This is a genomic window from Cellulosimicrobium funkei (assembly GCF_001019615.1).
Classification (GTDB): domain Bacteria; phylum Actinomycetota; class Actinomycetes; order Actinomycetales; family Cellulomonadaceae; genus Cellulosimicrobium; species Cellulosimicrobium cellulans_E.
In genome coordinates, this window is record NZ_JNBQ01000003.1 from 296181 (window position 1) to 314704 (window position 18524).

Below are 18524 nucleotides of genomic sequence, written 5' to 3' on the forward strand. Positions count from 1 at the left end.
TCAGGCGAGGCCCGTGTCGCGGGCGACGATGGCCGCCTGCATGCGGGTGGCGACGCCGAGCTTGGCGAGGACGCGCGAGACGTGCGTCTTGGCCGTGGCCTCGGTGATGTAGAGGTCCGTCGCGATGCCCTGGTTCGAGAGGCCGCGGCCGAGCGCCGCGAGCACGTCCACCTCGCGGGGGGTGAGGTCGGCGAGCCGTGGGTCCTGGTCCGGTCCGCTCGCGGCGTTCCGCCCGGCGGCGGGTGCCGGTGCGGCGCCGGCCGTGCCCGACGGCGGACCCGCGGCCGGGTCGGCCGTCCCGCCCGGGCGGGTGGTCGAGGCGGGGCGCGGGGCGCCGTCGGGGGCCGGGCCGCGGGCGAACGCGGCGAGGAGACGGCGGGTGACCTCGGGCGCGAGGACGCCGTCTCCGTCGGCGACGCGGCGGACGGCGTCGAGCAGCGCGGCGGGCTCCGCGGACTTGAGGAGGAAGCCCGCGGCGCCCGCCCGGAGCGCGCCGTCGACGTACTCGTCGAGGTCGAAGGTCGTGAGCACGAGGACGTCGGCGAGCCCTTCGCTCGTGATGACGCGCGTGGCCTCGATGCCGTCGACGCCGGGCATGCGCAGGTCCATGAGCACGACGTCGGGCCGCAGCGCCCGGACGTTGGTGATCGCCGCGGTGCCGTCGGACGCCTCGCCGACGACCTCGACGTCGTCGGCGGCGTCGAGCAGGAGACGCAGGCCCGCGCGGATCGCGGCGTGGTCGTCGGCCAGCAGCACCCGGACCGGTCGTGGCGTCACGCGCTCTCCTTCTCGATCTGGCGCTCGGCGACCGGGACGGCCGCGCGCACGACCCACCCGCCGGCCGCCGTCGGCCCGGCGTCGAACGTCCCGCCGAGGCCGTCCGCCCGCTCACGCATGGTCAGCAGCCCGGTGCCGGCGCTCAGCGGGGCCTCGACCGGCGCCGCCGAGCCCGGCGCGCCGTCGTCGCGCACCTCGAGCACGACGGCCGACCCGTCGCGGACGAGCCGCACCGTCACGGGCGACCCCGGCGCGTGCTTGAGCGCGTTGGTCACGGCCTCCTGCGCGATCCGGAACAGGGCCTGGTCCGCCGCGGCGGGCAGTGCCGACGCGGCGACGTCGTCGGGGTCGTCGAGCGTGACCGCGGTGGTCGCGCGCGCGGCGTCGAGCAGCGCGTCGAGGCCCGCGAGCCGACCTGGCGCGGCGACGGCGTCGGGGACGTCGTCGCGCCGGCCCTCCGTGCGCAGCAGCAGGATCATCGACCGCATCTCGTCCAGGGATGCGACGGCGCTCGCGCGCACCTGCTGGAGCGCAGCCCGGTCCTTCGTCGCGTCGGGCGGCAGTGCGAGCGCGGCGCCGGAGTGGATCGCGATGGTGGACAGGTGCGACGCGATGACGTCGTGCAGGTCGCGCGCCATCGCGGCGCGCTCCGCCTGCACCGCCTCGTGCCGGTCGAGCTCGGCGATGCGTTCGAGGTCGCTCGCCCGCTGCCGCTCCAGGTCCGCGGTGCGTGCCGCGGCCTCGGCCTCGCGCGCCGCGAGGTCGGCGCGCTCGCCCGCGAGCTCGGCGAGCTCGCTCTTGGTCCGCACGTTCGTCGCCCACCACATCGGCACGAGGAGCACGGCGCCGAGCTGGAGACCCATGTAGACGAACTGCCGCACGTCGCGCGCGGCCTCGCCCGCCGCGACGGAGCCCAGGACGGCGACGGTCACGGCCACTCCCCAGAGCCACGCGCGCGCCCGCGGCCCCGACCACAGCGCGGCGGCGTACAGCAGGTCCCACAGGACGAGCGTGATCGCGAGGCTGCCGCCCCACCGGATGTCGACGGCGGTGACGGCGACGCCCCCGAGGAGCGCCAGGATCGGGTGGGCGCGCTTGACGAGGATGAGGAGGCACCCGACCCCGAGCAGGGCGACCCGCCACCACGCCTCCGCCGGCTCGACGACGAACGGTGCCCGGACGATCCCGACGAGGCCCACCTCGAGGAGGACCCACCCGAGGACGAACGTGGTGACGGCGGAGAAGGCGTCGTTCCGGCGGTCCTCGATGCGCCAGACCTGGGGGAGCGACCAGACCGCCGCCTGCCAGGTGCCGTCGCGCCCGGGCGCGACGGGGCGCACCTCGTCCGTGCCGCCGTGCTCCGTGCTCACGCACCCATCCCAGCACAGCGCGCCGTTCCCCGGATCGGCCGAACGGTGTACGACGGCGGTGTCACCGTCCCCGCGGGCGGCTCGCCGAGGGCAGCAGGTCGGTCGTTCGCCCGACGCCAGGACGGTGCCTCGTAGGCGAGGCTCGACGCCATGGACATCCCTCTCGACCTCGACTCCGTCGGCGGGCCGGGCCTCGGGCTCGCCGCGATGGCGGGCGTGCTCGTCGTGCTGGCCCTCATCGACTCCACGAGCTTCGGCACGCTGCTGATCCCCGTCTGGCTGCTCCTCGCCCCGGGCCGCCTGCGTGCCGGGCGGGTGCTCGTCTACCTCGGCACGGTCGCCGCGTTCTACCTGGCCGTCGGGATCGTCGTCCTGCTGGGCGCGGGGGCCTTCCTCGACCGGTTCGGCGACGTCCTGGATACCCGCGCCGCCGCGATCGTGCAGCTGCTGCTCGGCATCGGCCTGTTCGCGCTGAGCTTCCGGTTCGACAGCAAGCGTGCGGCCCGGCGTGACGCGCGCGCGGCCGCCGCGGGACCGGTGACGGTCGTCGCGCGGCCGTCCGTCCCGGGGGAGGGCGCGGGCGACGCTCCCGGCGTGACGACGGGGACGACGTCGGCCCCGCGCCCGGGGCGGTTGTCCCGCTGGCGTGAGCGCGCGCTGGGGATCGAGGCGGACGCCGCCGGTGCCGGCACGGTCCGCACCCGGCCCTCGGTGCTGCCGCTCGTGGGGCTCGCGCTGGGCGCCGTCGCGATCGAGGTCGGGACGATGCTGCCGTACCTCGCCGCGATCGGGCTGCTCACGACGTCGGGCGTCGGCTGGCCCGCGACGGGCGGCATCCTCGCGGCCTACTGCGTCGTGATGGTCGCGCCCGCGCTCCTGCTGCTGCTCGGGCGCCTCGTCGCGGCGCGGGCGGTCGACCCGCTGCTGCGCCGGCTCGACGCGTGGCTGACGAGGAACGCGACCGACATGACCGGCTGGGTGCTGGGGATCCTCGGCGTCCTGCTCGCGCTCAACGCGTTCGGCCGCCTCGGCTGGACCTGAGCAGGTCGCGCGCCCCGCACGGCGACGGCCCGCCCGGACGTTCCGGGCGGGCCGTCGCCGTGCCACCGGCATGAGCCGGTCAGCCGGTCAGTTCGAGCTGCCGTTCGTCGACGACTCGCGCGACGGCGCGAGCTGGGTGCCCGCGAGGTTGGCGATGAGCTGGTTGATGTCGACGCCGGTGAGCTGCTTGATGACGCCCTGGCCCTCGCCGAGGACCGACGCGACGTTCTTCGTGACCGCGGACGCGCCGTCGGTCGAGACGACGGTCATGCCCTGGATGTTGCCGATCGGCTCGGCCGCGGCACGCACGATCTCCGGCAGGCGCTCGATGAGCTCCTGCACCAGGGCCGCCTCGCCGTACTTCTGGAGCGCGTCGGCCTTGGCGTCGGTCGCCACGGCCTCGGCGCGACCCTCGGCCTCGATCGCCGCGGCGCGCGCCTCACCCTCGGCCTTGATTCCGGCGGCGAGGGCGACCTGGCGGTCGCGCTCGGCCTCACCGGCGCGGCGCACGGCCTGCGCGGACGCCTCGGCGTCCTGGATCGCGGCCGTCTTGTTCGCCTCGGCGATGACGGTGCGCTTGTACGCGTCGGCCTCGGTCGCGGCGTTCGCGGCGTCACGGCGCGCGTTGGCCTCCTGGACCTCGGCGTACGCCTTGGCCTCGGCGGGCTTGCGGATCTCGATGTCGAGGCGCTCCTGCGTCACCCGGGCCTGCTCGGCGAGCGCCTCGCGCTCCTGCTGCGCGACGAGGCGGTCCTGCTCGGCGCGGGCGAGCTGGCCCGCGGCCTCGGCCTCGGCGTTCGCACGGTCGGTGTCGGCCTTGATCGCGGCGCGCTTGAGGTCGAGCGCCTTCTGGCGCTCGGCGATCTGCTCGGCCGCGTCGATGACGGCGAACTCCGAGGCGCGCTGCGCCTCGGCCTCGGAGACCTCGGCGACCTGGCGGGCACGCGCCGACTCGGCGCGACCGAGGTTGGCGAGGTAGTCCGAGCCCGGCGTCGAGATGTCCGAGATGTTGAGCAGGTCGACCTGGAGGCCCTGCTCCGAGAGGTCGGCCTTGGTGGACTCGACCACGCGGTCGGACAGGCCCTTGCGGTCGGAGATGATCTGCTCGATCGTCATGTCGCCGACGATGGAGCGCAGCGAGCCCTCGAGGGACTCCTTGATGATCTCCGTCAGCGTGCCCTGCTGGGACAGGAAGCGCTGGGCCGCGCGACGCACGCCCTCCTCGTCACCACGGACCTTGAAGTTGATGGACGCCTTGATGGCGATCTTGATGCGGTTCTTGTCCACGCCCTCGACCGTGATGCCGATCTGGCGCTGCTCGAGCGAGATGGAGAAGCCCTGCTGAAGGATCGGCCACACGAACGTGCGGCCGCCGACGACGACCTTCTGCCCGCTGCCCGCGGCCTCCTTGCGGCCCGCGCCGCGGCCGACGATGACCAGGGCCTCGTTCGGCGGGACGCGGCGGATGCGCTTGCTGATGAAGATGACCACCGCGAAGAACGCGATGACCAGGGCGACGATCGCCAGGGTCGTGATGAGGTTCGTGTCGTCGAACATGGTCCGCGCCGGGGCGCGTCTCCTTCCGTGGGTGCGGGCAGGTCAGGGCGTGCGGCAGTGCTCGGTGGCCAGGCCGGGTGGTGCCCGGCCGGCCCGCCGGTGGTGCGTGCGGGTGCGCGGCACCCACGGGTCGACGCGCGGGGCGTCGCTGTCGGTCCTCGGAGGACCTCAGTCGTTGGGGTAGTGGCGCTGGACGCGCACGCGGCTCCCGGACTGCTCGAGCACGACGACGCGCGCGCCCTCCGGGATCGGCTCGTCCGCCCACGCGAGACGGCGCTCCAGCTCGTGCGCGGCGTCGAGCGAGACCTCGCCGCGCGCCGGGTCGATCGCGGTCGTCGCGGTGCCCTGCACGCCGACGAGCGACGTCGGGACGCCGTCCTCCGACTCCCGCAGATGCTTGACCAGCGCCTGGACCAGCACCATCACGACCAGTGCCACGACGAGCGACCCCACGTACGCGAGCCACGTCGGCAGGTCGTTGGACGCCACGATCACGCCGACGGCCCCGAAGACCACACCACCCACGCCGAGCGACGTCCCGGACACGGCGCCGTCACCCAGGTCGACGATCTCGCCGACGAGCAGCGAGAGGAGCAGGAGGGCGAGTCCGGCGATGCCGATGACGATGAACGCGATCATGCGAGGTCCCCTTGCTGCGGCGGGCGGCCGTGCGTGTGTCGGTGCCGTGCGGACGGCCGTGCGGACCGTCGTGTCGACGTGGCGTGTGGAGTTGTCGTGAACGTACGCACACCCTATCGTGACCCGACCGTGCCGAGAGCCCGCCCAAGCCGTCCGGGCATGGGGAGCACTCCCCAAGGTCCGACGCGCGGTCAGGACCCGAGCTCGTCCAGCAGCCGCAGGAGGTTCGCGCGCGCGGTGCCGGCGTACCCCTCGACCCAGTCGCCCTCGTAGGCGCGCGGTACGACCTCCACGGTGAGGACGCACGCGAGGTACGCCCGGTACAGGCTCAGCCGCGTCCAGGCCTCGGGATCGCCCGACCCCGGCGTGCCGTCGCCCAGGCCGAGGTCGCCGCCGGCGGCGACGTAGCCTGCGAGCAGGTCGGCGTCGACCGCGCCGGCGCCGAGCTGGTCCGCGCCGGCCAGCTCGAAGAGCGGGTCTCCCCACAGCGACCGCTCGGCGTCGAGCACCCCGGCGATCGCGAGGTCGGTCGCGTCGCGGGGCCCGTCCGCCGCGTCGTCGGTGCGGCCGAGCAGCACGTTCCCCGGCCACAGGTCCGCGTGCACCAGCCGGGGGACCGTCACCCGGGCGAGCAGGTCGCGGTGGCGCGCGACGGCGTCGCGCACCCGGGCCTCGGGGAGGGTCACGCCCCACCGGCGCGCGTCGTCGAGCACGGCCCCGACCATGCGCGCGAACGCGCCGGGCCACGTCGCCGCGGCGAGGTCCGACGCCGAGGCCGGGTACCCGAACCGGTCGCCCGTGATCCGGTGCAGCCGGGCCATGAACGACCCGAGCCCGCGGCGCACGACCGCGGTGGCCGTGGCGTCGAGCTCGCGACCGCTCCACAGGGCGCCGTCGACGAACGTGACGACGAGCGCGTCGCCGTCCACGTGCTCGCGCGTGAGGTCGGCGTGCAGCACGCGCGGGACGGGGAGCCCGGCGGCGTGGGCCGCCCGGTAGGCGGCGTCCTCCGTGGTGAGGATGCCGTGCTCGTAGCGCAGCAGGCGCGACGTGTCCGCCCCGGTGACCTTGACGACGACGCGCGCGGGGACGCCGTCGGGCAGCGGTCTCCCGGGCGTCGCGGCGAGGTCCACGGCGAACACGCTCGCGAACATCCCACCGCTCAGCGGCTCGACGCGGACGGCCTCGCCGAGCGGCGCCACGAGAGCCGCGACCTGGTCCTGCGTGACCGACGCCTTGGTGAGCACGCGGCGATGCTACCGGCCCCGTACGCGCCCCCGGGCCCGGTCAGGACGGGGTGAGGAGGTCCTGCTCGGCCACGGCGTCGAGGCTCAGCGTCCGGTACCCGTGGGTCTCGAAGAGGACGGTCACCCGGTCGTCGCCCTCGTACCCCATGACCGTTCCCGCACCGAACTCCGGGTGCTGCACCGTGGTGCCGGTCGACCAGGGGGCGGAGCGGTCGTCGGCCGACCGCTCGGCGGCCGTGCCGGCCCAGCAGGTGTCGCAGCGGCCGCACGGCTCGGGCAGGTCCTCCCCGAGGTACGCGAGCAGGAACTGGCGGCGGCACTGCGTGGTCTCGGCGTACGCGCGCATCATCTGCAGGCGCGAGTCGTCGACCCGGCGCCTGGCCTCCGCGAGCTCGTGCGCGACGTCGGCCACCGCGGCCGGGCGCGCGTCCTCGCCAGCGAGAGCCCGCGCGTCCTCCACGAGCGCGCGCAGGCGCGCGAGGCGCCGGGGCAGCCGCGCCCGCCCGCCCGGCGCCGAGGATCCCGGCGCCTGGTCGTCCGGACCACCCCGGCTCAGGGCGCGCGCGACCTCGCGCAGGTCGTCGCGGTCGGGCACGCCGACCGCGAAGTAGCGCTGCAGACCCAGGTCCTCCGGCCGGTAGAACAGCACCGCGACGGCGGGCTCGCCGTCGCGGCCCGCGCGCCCGACCTCCTGGTAGTAGGAGTCCGGGGAGCCGGGGACGTCCGCGTGCACGACGAACCGCACGTCCGGCTTGTCGATGCCCATGCCGAACGCGGAGGTCGCGACGACGACGTCGAGCTCGTCCTCGGTGAAGCGCCGCTGGGCCTCGTCGCGCTCGGCCCGCCGCAGCCCGCCGTGGTAGGCGGCGGTGCGCAACCCCGCCTGCGCGAGCACGTCCGCGACCTCGGTCGTGCGGCGCCGCGTGCCGACGTAGACGATCCCGACGCCGTGCTCCGCCTCCGCGCGCACGCGCTCCACGACCGCGCGGTCCTTGTCCGCCGCCTCGACGGCGCGGACGACCTCCAGCGCGATCCCCGGGCGGGCGAACCCGCGGACGATCACCGCGGCGTCGCGCAGGTGCAGGCGCTCCGCCACGTCCTCGCGCACCGGCGGGGACGCCGTCGCGGTGAGCGCGAGCACGGGCGGCCGCGGGTCCAGGGTGTCGAGGCGCTCGCCCACCCGGAGGTACTCGGGCCGGAAGTCGTGCCCCCAGGTCGAGACGCAGTGCGCCTCGTCGACCGCGACGAGGCTGGGCCGGGCCGCGCGGACGGCGTCGAGGACCTCGTCGTTGGCGAGCTGCTCGGGCGACAGGAAGAGGAACTCGAGCTCGCCCGACGCGGCAGCCTCGAGCGCGGCGCGGCGCTCGGCCGCGGGCACGGCCGAGCTCACGGCGGCGGCCCGCGCGTCGTCGTCGCCGAGCTCGAGCAGGGAGCGCACCTGGTCCTGCTGGAGCGCGATGAGCGGCGAGACGACGAGCGTCGGCCCGGGCAGCTCGAGGCCCGGGACCTGGTAGACCGCCGACTTGCCGGCCCCGGTCGGCAGGACGAGCAGGACGTCGCGCCCGTCGAGGAGCGCGGAGATCGCCTCGCGCTGCCCGGGGCGCAGGTCGCGGTAGCCGAAGACCTCCCGGGCGGTGACGCGGACGTCGGCGAGGGTGGGCTCGTCCGTCACGGGCGAGGCACGTTGCGCAGGTTGGCGCGCGCCATCGACACGACCTCGCCCATGCCGCCGCCGAGGACCTCCTTGCTCATCGCGACCGCGAACCCGCGGACCTGGCCCGCGGTGATGTTCGGCGGGATCGAGAGCGCGCGGGGGTCGGTCACGACGTCGACGAGCGCCGGCCCAGGCCTGTTGAGCGCCTCCTGGAGGGCGCGGCGCAGGTCCTTCGGCTTCTCGACGCGCACGGCCGGGATGCCGATCGCGTTCGCGACCGCGGCGTAGTCCACGTGCGGCGACTCGGTGCCGAACATCGGCAGGCCGTCGACGAGCATCTCCAGGCGCACCATGCCGAGGCTCGCGTTGTCGAAGAGGACGACCTTGACCGGCAGGTCGTAGTGCTTGAGCGTGACCAGCTCGCCGAGCAGCATCGAGAGCCCGCCGTCGCCGGACATCGCGACGACCTGGCGTTCGCGGCCCCCTTCACGCCCAGCGGCCGCGACGCCGATCGCGTGGGGGAGCGCGTTGGCCATCGAGCCGTGGATGAACGACCCGATGACGCGGCGCTTCCCGTTGGGCGTGATGTACCGCGCGGCCCACACGTTGCACATGCCCGTGTCGACGGTGAACACCGCGTCGTCGGAGGCGACCTGGTCGAGCGTGTCGGCCACGAACTCGGGGTGGATCGGCGTCGTGCGCTCGACCTTCTTCGTGTACGCCCCGACGACGCCGGTCATCGCCTTCTCGTGCTTGGCGACCATGGAGTCGAGGAACTTGCGCGACCGCGCCTTCTTCACGAGCGGCAGGAGCGCGCGCACCGTCTCGCCCACGTCGCCCACGACGGCGAGGTCCAGGCGCGTGCGGCGCCCGAGGTGCGTCGGGTCGACGTCGACCTGGGCCGTGCGGACCGACTCGGGGAGGAACTGGTCGTACGGGAAGTCGGTGCCGAGCAGCACGAGGAGGTCGCAGTCGTGCATGGCGTCGAACGCGGCGCCGTAGCCGAGGAGGCCGGACATGCCGACGTCGAACGGGTTGTCGTACTGGATGAACTCCTTGCCGCGCAGCGAGTGGCCCACGGGCGCGGCGATCTTGTCGGCGAGCGCGATCACGTCGTCGTGCGCGCCGCGCACGCCCGCGCCGGCGAAGATCGTCACCTTCTTCGCGGCGTCGATCGCGTCCGCGAGCTGCTGGACGGCGGTCGCGTCGGGGACGACGCGCGGGGGCGCGGGCCGGCACGCGACGTCGGGCACGGCGGCCGGGGCGTCGAGGTCGGCGACGTCACCGGGGAGCGTGAGGACGGAGACGCCGCGCGCGCCGTACGCGTGGTGGATCGCGGAGTTGATGACGCGCGGCGCCTGGTCGGCGCTCGAGATCATCTCCGAGTAGACGGAGCACTCCGTGAACAGGCGGTCGGGGTGGGTCTCCTGGAAGAACCCGGTGCCGATCTGCTTGCTCGGGATGTGGCTCGCGATGGCGAGCACGGGCACGCGCGACCGGTTGGCGTCGTAGAGGCCGTTGATGAGGTGCAGGTTGCCCGGCCCGCACGACCCCGCGCACACCGCGAGGCTGCCCGTGACCTCGGCCTCCGCGGCCGCCGCGAACGCCGCCGCCTCCTCGTGGCGCACGTGGATCCACTCGATGCCCTTGCCCACGTTCTCGCCCGTGTTGGACCGGTGCACCGCGTCGACCACGGGGTTGAGGCTGTCGCCGACGATGCCGTAGATCCGGCGCACCCCCGCCTCGATGAGCTGCGCGACGAGCAGGTCCGCGACCGTGCGGTTGCGCTTGTCCTGCGGGGAGCGACCGATTCCGAACGGCATGACGTACCTCCAGCGGGTGGGCTCGGGTTCGTCTCCATCGTGCGCCGGGGGCGCGCGCGCCGCAGCGTGAGGCGGCGTCTCGTGCGTCACGGTCGCGGCGCGCCCCGCCCGGCGTCGAACCCGGGGTTGCCGCACCCCAGGTCGCCGAACCCGGGGATGTCCCCGGGTTCGGCACGGTCCTGGGTGACAACCCCGGGTTCGACGACGGCCCCGGGGCCGCGGACGGCGGCGGCTCGGCGTCAGGCCCGGGCCGCTGCGGACGGGGTGCGACGGCGCGCGACGGCGGCCGCGGCGTCGGTCAGCGCGAGCTCCCCGTGGATCCCCGCGCCGGCCATGACCCCCGCCGCGGCGGACGCGCCGACCTGGGCCATGAGGTCGCTCGAGTTGCCTGCGGCCCACACGCCCGGGACGGCGGTCTGGCCGCGCGGGTCGGCGGGCACGAACCGCCCGAAGGGCTGCTCCTCGAGGGTGCCGCCGAGCTGCTCGAACAGCTCGCCGCGCGCGACGAACCGCGGCCCGACGACGACGGCGTCCACCGCGAACGACGTCTCGTCCGCGAGGACGACCGACCGCACGGCCCGGCCCTCGACGTCGAGGCGCGCGACCTCGCCCTCGACCACGCGCACGCCGAGCGCCGAGAGCTGCTCCCACGTGGCGTCGTCGAGGTCGGGCGCGGTGTGCTGGAAGAGCGTGACGTGCGGCGTGAGCTGGCGGAACAGCAGCACCTGGTGCGCCGCGGCGGGCCCGGTCGCGAGCACCGCGATCCGCTGCCCCCGCACCTCCCACCCGTGGCAGAACGGGCAGTGCAGCACGCTCGACCCCCAGCCCTCGCGGACCCCGGGGACGGCGGGGAGCTCGTCCACGAGCCCCGTCGCGAGCAGGACGCGGCGTGCCCGGACGGTCGCGCCGTCGTCGAGCGTCAGCACGAAGCCGGACTCGGCGTCGGCGGAGGCGTGGGCAACACGCGCGTCGCGGACCTCGGCGCCGTAGCCCTCCGCCTCGGCGCGACCCGCGGTGAGCAGCTCGCGCGGCGGGACGCCCTCACGCCCCAGCAGGTTGTGCGCGCCCTCCGCGGGCGCGTTGCGCGGCTCGCCGGCGTCGAGCACGACGACGGAGCGCAGCGACCGCGCGAGCGTCACCGCGGCGCTCAGCCCGGCGGGCCCGCCGCCGACGATCGCGACGTCGTGGACGGTGTTCTGGGTGGTGGTGTCCATGTCTCTCCTCAGCAGGGGAAGGGGTTCGCTGAGTGCATGAGATAGTCGCGAGGATCGGCCAGGACGGCGACTATTTCGTGCACTCAGCGGGGGCGACGGGCGGCCCAGACGATGCGGCCGCCGTGGGCTCCGACGGTGTGTGCGGGTCCCGGGTCGGCGGGGTTCGTCGCCATGAGCACCGCGTCGAGCGCGGCGAGGTCGTCGGGGTCGAGGTGGTCGGCGAGGTGCTCGCGCTGGCGGGTCGTGGTTGCGTGCGCCCAGCGCGTCACGTCCGGCCCGGGCGGCACGACGGCGGTCGGCTCGCGCCGGTCGACGACCTCCAGCCCGGCATCGGTCAGGTAGGGCGTCCAGTCGGGGTAGCGGTTCCAGCCCGCCTGGTTCAGCGCGCGCTCGAGGTGGGCGGCGAGGTCGGGGCGCGCGACGTCGTCGGGCAGGACGGGCGTGGTGGCGGTCATCTCGACGACGACGAGCAGGCCGCCGGGCACGAGCGCGTCGTGGGCCTCGCGCAGGACGCGCGCCGGGTCGGCGACGTGGTGCAGCGACGCGGACGCCCACACCACGTCGGCCGTGCCGACGTCCGGCCAGCCGGCGTCGAGGTCGGCCTCGACCGTCCGCACCCGGTTCTCGAGGCCGGTCCCGGGGAGCCTGGAGCGCAGCCGCTCGAGCATCTCCGCGTCGGCGTCGACCGCGACGACGTCCGCGTCCGGGAACGCGCGCGCGAGCGCCCGGGTCCCCGTGCCGGTGCCCGCGCCGAGGTCGACGACGGTCCGCGTCGGGCGCGGCGCGTGCGCGACGGCGACCGCGACGGCCTGGTCGAGCAGCGTCCCGAACACCGACGCGTCGAGCTCGAGCAGCTCGGCCAGCCCGTCCGCGTCGTGGCCGTGCGGGGCGTGGTCGTGCCCGTGATCGGGCCCATGGCCGTGGCCGTGACGGTGGTCGTGCCGAGGGGAGTCCATGCCTCCACCGTAGGACCATTCTGCGCCTGAGACATAGGATCTTGCTCATGACGCAAGAACCCGACCTCGACGTGGTCGTCCGGCAGCGCATCCGCGGCCTGCGCATCGCGCGCGGCTGGACCCTCGACGCGCTCGCGGCGCGGTGCTTCCTCAGCCCGTCGACGCTCAGCCGCCTCGAGACCGGGCACCGCCGCATCGCGCTCGACCAGCTCGTGCCGATCGCCCGCGCCCTGGGCACGACGCTCGACCAGCTCGTCGAGCCGGTCGACGACGAGGACGTCGTCATCCGGCCCGAGCCGCAGCGCCGGCCGGGGGAGACCACGTGGCTGCTGTCCCGCGACCGGCCGGGGACGATGGTGGCGAAGATGCGCCTGACGCCCGAGCGCGCCGTGGGCCCCGAGCACCAGCGCGTCCACCCGGGGCACGAGTGGTTCACGGTCCTGTCGGGGACGGCGGTCGTCTACCTCGCGGACCGCCGGATCCTCGTGCACGAGGGGCAGGCGGCGGAGTTCTCGACGATGGTGCCGCACTCGTTCGGCGCGCACGACGGCCCGGTCGAGATCCTCACGATCTTCGACCAGGAGGGTGAGCGCGCCCACCTCTCGGGCACCGACCCGTCCTGACGGCGTCAGTGTGCCGGCGCGACGTCCTCGCGGTCCGCGCTGCGGCGCAGCGATCGGAGCGCGACGAGCACGAGCACGACGGCGAGCGCCGCCGCCGCGACGACGACCTCGAACCCGGCGTGCGCGCCGCCCGCGTCGATGCGCGACCCCGCGACGGACGACCCGATCGACACGCCGACGCCGAGCGACGTGCCGACCCACGCGAGCCCCTCGGTGAGCTGGTTCGGCGCGACGAGGTTCTGCACGAGGTTGTTGCCGTTGATGAGCGTGGGGGCGATGGCGAACCCGGTCACGAACATCACCGCGGCGAGCACGGGGATCGACGTGACGAAGAAGAACAGCGAGACGCCGGCGGCGAGCGCGACGATCCCGATGACGAACCGGCGCCACAGCGGCGAGACCCAGTGCCGCGCGCCGTAGACGAGGCCGGAGATGAGCGAGCCCATCGCGAAGACGGCGAGGATCAGCCCGGCCGCGCCCTTCTGCCCCTGCTCCTCGGCGAACGCGATGGTCGACACGTCGGTGGCGCCGAACACGATGCCCATCGCCACGAAGATCACGGCGAGCACGATCATGCCGGTCGACCGCATCGCGGAGCGCTGCTTCACGCCGGCCTCGGGCACGACGACGGGCGGCTCGGTCGCGCGCTGCGACAGAAACCACAGCCCGCCGACGACCGCCGCGACGAGCGGCACGACCAGCCCCGCCGAGGGGGAGACGCTCGTGGCGAGCACCGTCGCGAGCACCGGCCCGACCACGAACACGAGCTCGTCGAGCGCGGACTCGAGCGAGTAGGCGGTGTGCAGGCGCCGCGCGTCGGGCACGGTGTGCGTCCAGCGCGCGCGGACCATCGACCCGTAGGACCCCTGCGTCGCGCCGGAGATCGCGGCGAACACGTAGAGCGTCCACTCGGGCGCCCGCAGCACGGCGCACAGGATGAGCCCGCCGAGCCCGAACGTCGTCGCGGCGAGCATCGGCAGCATGACGACGCGCTGCCCGGTGCGGTCGACCAGGCGCGCGATCTGGGGCGACACGATCGCCTGCGCGACGACGAGCGCGGCCGCGACGCGTCCGGCGAGCGCGTACTCGCCGTAGATGCCCTGGATCATGAGGATCGTGCCGATGCCGACCATCGACATCGGCAGGCGCGCGACCAGCGCCGCGGCGGAGAACCGCCACGCGCCCGGCAGCGTGAGCACGGCGCGGTAGGGGTTCCGGGACGTCGCCCCCGCCTCCGCGGGGGTGCCCGACGTCGTCTCGTCGGTCGTCAGGTCGTCCCGCCGGTGCTCGGGGTTCTCGGGGTCGTCAGCGCGCGACGGGGAATCCTGGACCACCGTCCCAGTGTCGCACCCGGAAGCCGTCCGCCCGGTAGCGAATTCGCGGCGCGGGGCGGGACGTGACGACCGTCTCGCCACGGCGCACGGCCCCGGCGCGCCGGTTGTCCGGCGGCCGCCCGGCGGCGACGATGGGCGCCATGACCGAGAGCCCCGCACCCCGCACCACGACCGTCACCGTCACCGACGAGGGCGACCGCTTCGAGGCCCGCACCGACGACGGCGTCGTCGCCGGGTTCGCCGCGTACGTCCGCGAGCCCGGGAAGGTGATCTTCACGCACACCGAGGTCGACCCGGCGTTCGAGGGCAAGGGCATCGGCTCCGCGCTCGCCGCGGGCGCGCTCGACCAGGTCCGCGCGTCGGGAGAGCGCGTCGTGCCGCTGTGCCCGTTCATCCGCGCCTACATCGAGCGCCACCCGGACTACGAGGACCTCACCCGGCGGTGAGGCGACGCCCGGCGGCGGTGCGACGCCCGCCGCTGAGACGACGGAGCGCCCCGGTCCCACGGGACCAGGGCGCTCGCGTGCCGCAGCGAACCCGCGAGGGGTCGCGAGGGATCAGGAGATGGTGCCCGTACCCTCGCCCTCCATGCGCTCGTCGTGCAGCAGCTCGCCCTCGGCGTCGACCGGGACGATCGTGCCGTCGAACGTGATGGGCGAGCCCGACTGGTAGCGGAAGTTCACGCCGTACGAGTACGACTGGCCGGTGCCGAACGTGTAGACCGTCGGCTCGCGGTACGCGCCCGGCGCCATCCCGTCGTCGTTCACGCCCTGCGCCTCGTACAGCTCGTCGTCGACGATCGTGTCCATGCCCTGCATGTAGGGCCAGTCGTCGTAGCGCTCGTCGATGCTCACGAGGCTCGAGCCGAGGTCGATCGGCGCGCCCTCGTTCGTGATGACGTAGTTGATGAACACGATGTCGTCGCCCTCGGCGATGATCGGCTGGTTGTTCTCCGGGTCGACGAACAGGCCGTCCTTCGTCGCCTGCGTGACGCCCACCTGGTAGACGTCGATGCGCACGTCGCCGACGTTGAAGGTCGAGATCTGCTCGCCCGGGTTCGTGACGGGGTTCGCCCAGTCGGGCAGCTCGCCGCTCGCCCCGGTCTCCTCCGCCGCGGCGTCGTCGACCTCCTCCGCGTCCTCGACCGGAGCGGTCTCCTCGGCGGACGTCTCGTCCGGCGTCGGCGTCTCGGGCGTGCCGCCGCCGACGTTGATGGTGCACGCGGTGAGGCCGAGCGCGAGCGCGGCGGCGACGGTGAGGCGAGCGGCGGAACGGACGGGACGCATGAGGAGCTCCGGTGTTTCGGGGAGGGGTGCCGCACGGACCTTACCCAGAGTCGAGCCTCCGGATCGATGGGGAGCGGTGCCCATGAGACGGGCCCGGCTCCGGGACCTTCGCCTGTTGCGCCGCCGCCGGAGCGCGAGGACCCTTCCCCTATGCCTCGGCACCGCCTCTCCCCGACGACTCCCGCGTGCGCGGACCTGCGCGTTCGCCCCGCGACGGCCGCTCGGTGGGGGTGCGCGTGACCGCCCTGCGCGTCGAGCGTGCCGACGTCGTCGTCGTGGGCGGCGGCGCGGCCGGGCTCAGCGCGGCGCTCGCGGTCGCGGAGGCCGCGGCTCGTGACGACCGCCGCGCGCCCGTCGTCGCGCTCGTCTCGAAGGTCTACCCGATGCGCTCGCACACCGTCGCCGCGGAGGGCGGGGCCGCGGGCGTGGTGGGCGACGACGACTCGCTGGAGCAGCACGTCGCCGACACCCTCGCCGGTGGCGCCGGGCTCTGCGAGGAGGACGCCGTCCGGTTCGTCGTCGAGCGTGCGGCGGGCGAGCTCTACCGCCTGGAGCGCTGGGGCCTGCCGTGGTCGCGCACGGAGGACGGCGACGTGGCCGTGCGCCGGTTCGGCGGCATGAGCCGCGCGCGCACGTGGTTCGCCGCCGACAAGACCGGCTTCCACCTGCTCCACACCCTGTTCCAGACCTCGCTGCGGTACTCGGGCGCCGACGGACCGGTCCGCCGGTACGACGAGCACCACGTGCTCGACCTCGTGGTCGACGACCCGGGCGGGCCGGACGCCCGGGTGCGCGGCGTCGTCGTGCACGACCAGCACCGCGGCGAGCCGCTGCTGCTCGAGGCGCCCGCGGTGGTCCTCGCGACCGGCGGCTCGGCGCGCGCGTGGGGGACGAGCACCAACGCGGGCATCTGCACGGGCGACGGCACCGCGATGGCGCTCCGCGCGGGCGTGCCGCTGCGCGACCTGGAGTTCCTCCAGTTCCACCCGACCGGCCTGCCCGGCAGCGGCATCCTCCTCACCGAGGCCGCACGCGGCGAGGGCGGGGTGCTGCTCGACGCCGACGGGCGCCGCTACCTCGCCGACTACGGCCTCGGCCCGGAGACGCCCGTCGGGGCGCCCGTGCCGCGCACCATGGAGCTCGGGCCGCGCGACCGGCTGTCGCAGGCGTTCTGGCACGCCGACCGCGACGGGCGCACGATCCCGACGCCGGACGGCGGCGTCGTCCTGCTCGACCTGCGGCACCTCGGCAAGGAGCGGCTCGCCGAGCGGCTGCCGCTCGTGACCGGCCTGGCCAAGCAGTTCGCGGGCGTCGACCCTGCGGCCGAGCCCGTTCCCGTCCGCCCGACGGCGCACTACACGATGGGCGGCATCCGCACCGACGCGCGCGGCACGACCGGCGTCGCGGGGCTGTTCGCCGCGGGGGAGTGCGCCTCCACCGGCCTGCACGGCGCCAACCGGCTCGGGTCGAACTCGCTCGTCGAGACGCTCGTCGTCGGGCGCGCGGCGGGCGAGGCCGCGCTCGCGTGGTCGCGCGCGGCCGGGCACCCCGGGTCCGACGGCGGCGCGGCGGGCGCGGGGGCCGGCGTCGGTCCCGCGTCGGCGGACGGTCAGGTCGTCGACCGAGCCGCCGAGATCGCCGACGGCTACCTCGCGATGCGCGGGCGCGGCACCGAGCCGCCCGCCGCGATCCGGGCCGAGCTCGGCCGCGTCCTCGACGCCGACGCCGGGATCTACCGCGACGCCGACGGGCTGCGGCGGGCGCTCGCGGCGCTCGAGGTCCTGCGCGCGCGGTACGACGACGTGCGCGTCGCCGACACGAGCGCCGTCCTCAACACCGACTGGGCGACGACCGTCGAGCTCGGCGCGACCCTGCTCGTCGCGCACGCGACCGTCGCGGCCGCGCTCGCGCGCGAGGAGTCCCGCGGCGCGCACCAGCGCCTCGACTTCCCGGACGCCGACGACGTGCCGCGCCACTCGGAGGTCCGGCTCGCCCGGGACGGGGGCATGGAGGTCACGCCCCACCCCGTGGGCGCCGACGCCGCGCCCCACCCCGTGGGCGCCGAGCACGACTTGAGGGCCGGAAAGAGCCCGACGACGACCCTCATGTCGTTCTCGGCGGAGGAGGGAGCAGGGTCGTGAGCGAGGCGGAGGTGCCGGTGGAGGCGCGGACGGTGCGGCTGGAGGTCGCGCGGTCCTCGCCCGACGGCGCGGGCACCGGGCGGCGGGACGTGTTCGACGTCCCCTACGACGACCGCACCTCGGTGCTCGACGCGCTCCAGTGGGTCAAGGACCACGCCGACCCCACGCTGACGTTCCGGTGGTCGTGCAAGATGGCCGTCTGCGGGAGCTGCGGCGTCATGGTCAACGGCCGCCCGGTGCTCGGGTGCGAGACGTTCGTGCGCGGCTACCGCACGTCCGGCCTGGTCGTCGAGCCGCTCGCGCACGCCGAGGTGCTGCGCGACCTCGTCGTCGACACCGACGCGTTCCTCGGCAAGCTCGCCACCGTGCAGCCCTGGCTCGTGCCCGACGGCGCGACGCGGCTCCCGCTCGTCGACCCGCCCTCGGTGGGGGCTGGGGTCGAGGGGAGCGAGGACGTCACCGACCCGCCGACGCCGGACGGCGACGACGCGCTGCGGGCGCACGGACCGTCGTCGGGCCACCGGCAGACGCCGGGCGAGCTCGCCGCGTTCAAGGGCTTCGCCGAGTGCATCGACTGCATGCTCTGCTACGCCGCGTGCCCGCAGCTCGACGTCGCGCCGGACTTCCTCGGCCCGGCCGTCGTCGCGACGGCGCGCCGCTGGGACGAGGACTCGCGCGACGCGGGCGAGCTCGACCGTGCCGACGTCCTCGACACCGAGTTCGGCGCCTGGCCGTGCATCCAGGTCGGCGCGTGCACCCAGGTCTGCCCCAAGGGCGTCGACCCGGCCCGCGCGCTCCGCGACGCCCAGCGCGTCGCGACGGACACGTGGGACGCGCGCGAGCGCCGTCGGACGACGTGATC

Annotated in this window: 16 protein-coding genes; 5 read left to right on the forward strand and 11 right to left on the reverse strand. The window is 75.1% G+C overall.

Features of this window, described 5'->3' with window-relative positions; all coding sequences use genetic code 11:
• Window positions 1-777: a response regulator gene (locus FB00_RS05780; RefSeq protein WP_047231890.1), complete on the reverse strand. Its 777-nt coding sequence runs from the start codon at window positions 775-777 to the stop codon at window positions 1-3.
• Complete coding sequence (locus tag FB00_RS05785) at window positions 774-2147, reverse strand: sensor histidine kinase (protein ID WP_052877473.1); 1374 nt, start codon at window positions 2145-2147, stop codon at window positions 774-776. Before FB00_RS05785 ends, FB00_RS05780 begins: the two co-directional genes overlap by 4 nt.
• 150 nt (window positions 2148-2297) lie before the next feature.
• Between FB00_RS05785 and FB00_RS05790 the strand changes: the two genes are divergently transcribed.
• The gene (locus FB00_RS05790; RefSeq protein ID WP_047231891.1) at window positions 2298-3188 is read left to right on the forward strand and encodes a GAP family protein; all 891 of its coding nucleotides are present in this window, start codon (window positions 2298-2300) and stop codon (window positions 3186-3188) included.
• Window positions 3189-3275: 87 nt separating this feature from the next.
• On the opposite strand, the gene FB00_RS05795 is transcribed toward FB00_RS05790, so the two are convergent.
• The 7 genes from FB00_RS05795 to FB00_RS05825 all read right to left on the reverse strand — a co-directional run bounded on the left by FB00_RS05795 (window position 3276) and on the right by FB00_RS05825 (window position 12278).
• On the reverse strand, window positions 3276-4745 hold the full coding sequence (locus FB00_RS05795) for a flotillin family protein (protein ID WP_047231892.1): 1470 nt from the start codon (window positions 4743-4745) through the stop codon (window positions 3276-3278).
• Between the two features lie 168 nt (window positions 4746-4913).
• The gene (locus tag FB00_RS05800; RefSeq protein ID WP_047231893.1) at window positions 4914-5384 is read right to left on the reverse strand and encodes an NfeD family protein; all 471 of its coding nucleotides are present in this window, start codon (window positions 5382-5384) and stop codon (window positions 4914-4916) included.
• 191 nt (window positions 5385-5575) lie between these two features.
• Complete coding sequence (locus tag FB00_RS05805) at window positions 5576-6631, reverse strand: phosphotransferase family protein (protein WP_047231894.1); 1056 nt, start codon at window positions 6629-6631, stop codon at window positions 5576-5578.
• 40 nt (window positions 6632-6671) lie between these two features.
• Window positions 6672-8303: a RecQ family ATP-dependent DNA helicase gene (locus FB00_RS05810; RefSeq protein WP_047231895.1), complete on the reverse strand. Its 1632-nt coding sequence runs from the start codon at window positions 8301-8303 to the stop codon at window positions 6672-6674.
• Complete coding sequence (locus tag FB00_RS05815) at window positions 8300-10108, reverse strand: pyruvate dehydrogenase (protein WP_047231896.1); 1809 nt, start codon at window positions 10106-10108, stop codon at window positions 8300-8302. The genes FB00_RS05810 and FB00_RS05815 overlap by 4 nt, the downstream gene beginning before the upstream one ends.
• Before the next feature lie 239 nt (window positions 10109-10347).
• On the reverse strand, window positions 10348-11322 hold the full coding sequence (locus FB00_RS05820; protein ID WP_047231897.1) for an NAD(P)/FAD-dependent oxidoreductase: 975 nt from the start codon (window positions 11320-11322) through the stop codon (window positions 10348-10350).
• 83 nt (window positions 11323-11405) lie between these two features.
• Window positions 11406-12278 carry a class I SAM-dependent methyltransferase gene (locus FB00_RS05825; protein ID WP_052877474.1) on the reverse strand — a complete coding sequence of 291 codons (873 nt, stop codon included), beginning with the start codon at window positions 12276-12278 and terminating at the stop codon, window positions 11406-11408.
• Window positions 12279-12325: 47 nt separating this feature from the next.
• Between FB00_RS05825 and FB00_RS05830 the strand changes: the two genes are divergently transcribed.
• A complete protein-coding gene (locus tag FB00_RS05830) occupies window positions 12326-12901 on the forward strand; it encodes a helix-turn-helix domain-containing protein (protein WP_047231898.1) in 576 nt (191 codons plus the stop codon).
• Between the two features lie 5 nt (window positions 12902-12906).
• On the opposite strand, the gene FB00_RS05835 is transcribed toward FB00_RS05830, so the two are convergent.
• Window positions 12907-14172, reverse strand: coding sequence for an MFS transporter (locus tag FB00_RS05835; RefSeq protein ID WP_047232021.1), 1266 nt, complete (start codon window positions 14170-14172; stop codon window positions 12907-12909).
• Between the two features lie 203 nt (window positions 14173-14375).
• Here FB00_RS05835 and FB00_RS05840 point away from each other — a divergent pair, with 203 nt between their 5' ends.
• Window positions 14376-14681: a GNAT family N-acetyltransferase gene (locus FB00_RS05840; protein WP_047231899.1), complete on the forward strand. Its 306-nt coding sequence runs from the start codon at window positions 14376-14378 to the stop codon at window positions 14679-14681.
• Window positions 14682-14792: 111 nt separating this feature from the next.
• On the opposite strand, the gene FB00_RS20975 is transcribed toward FB00_RS05840, so the two are convergent.
• Window positions 14793-15521: a hypothetical protein gene (locus FB00_RS20975; protein ID WP_052877475.1), complete on the reverse strand. Its 729-nt coding sequence runs from the start codon at window positions 15519-15521 to the stop codon at window positions 14793-14795.
• 236 nt (window positions 15522-15757) lie between these two features.
• Between FB00_RS20975 and FB00_RS05850 the strand changes: the two genes are divergently transcribed.
• Both FB00_RS05850 and FB00_RS05855 read left to right on the forward strand, forming a co-directional pair.
• Complete coding sequence (locus FB00_RS05850; protein WP_197088755.1) at window positions 15758-17662, forward strand: FAD-binding protein; 1905 nt, start codon at window positions 15758-15760, stop codon at window positions 17660-17662.
• Window positions 17659-18522: a 2Fe-2S iron-sulfur cluster-binding protein gene (locus tag FB00_RS05855; protein WP_052877477.1), complete on the forward strand. Its 864-nt coding sequence runs from the start codon at window positions 17659-17661 to the stop codon at window positions 18520-18522. The genes FB00_RS05850 and FB00_RS05855 overlap by 4 nt, the downstream gene beginning before the upstream one ends.
• The last annotated feature ends 2 nt before the right edge of the window (window positions 18523-18524 follow it).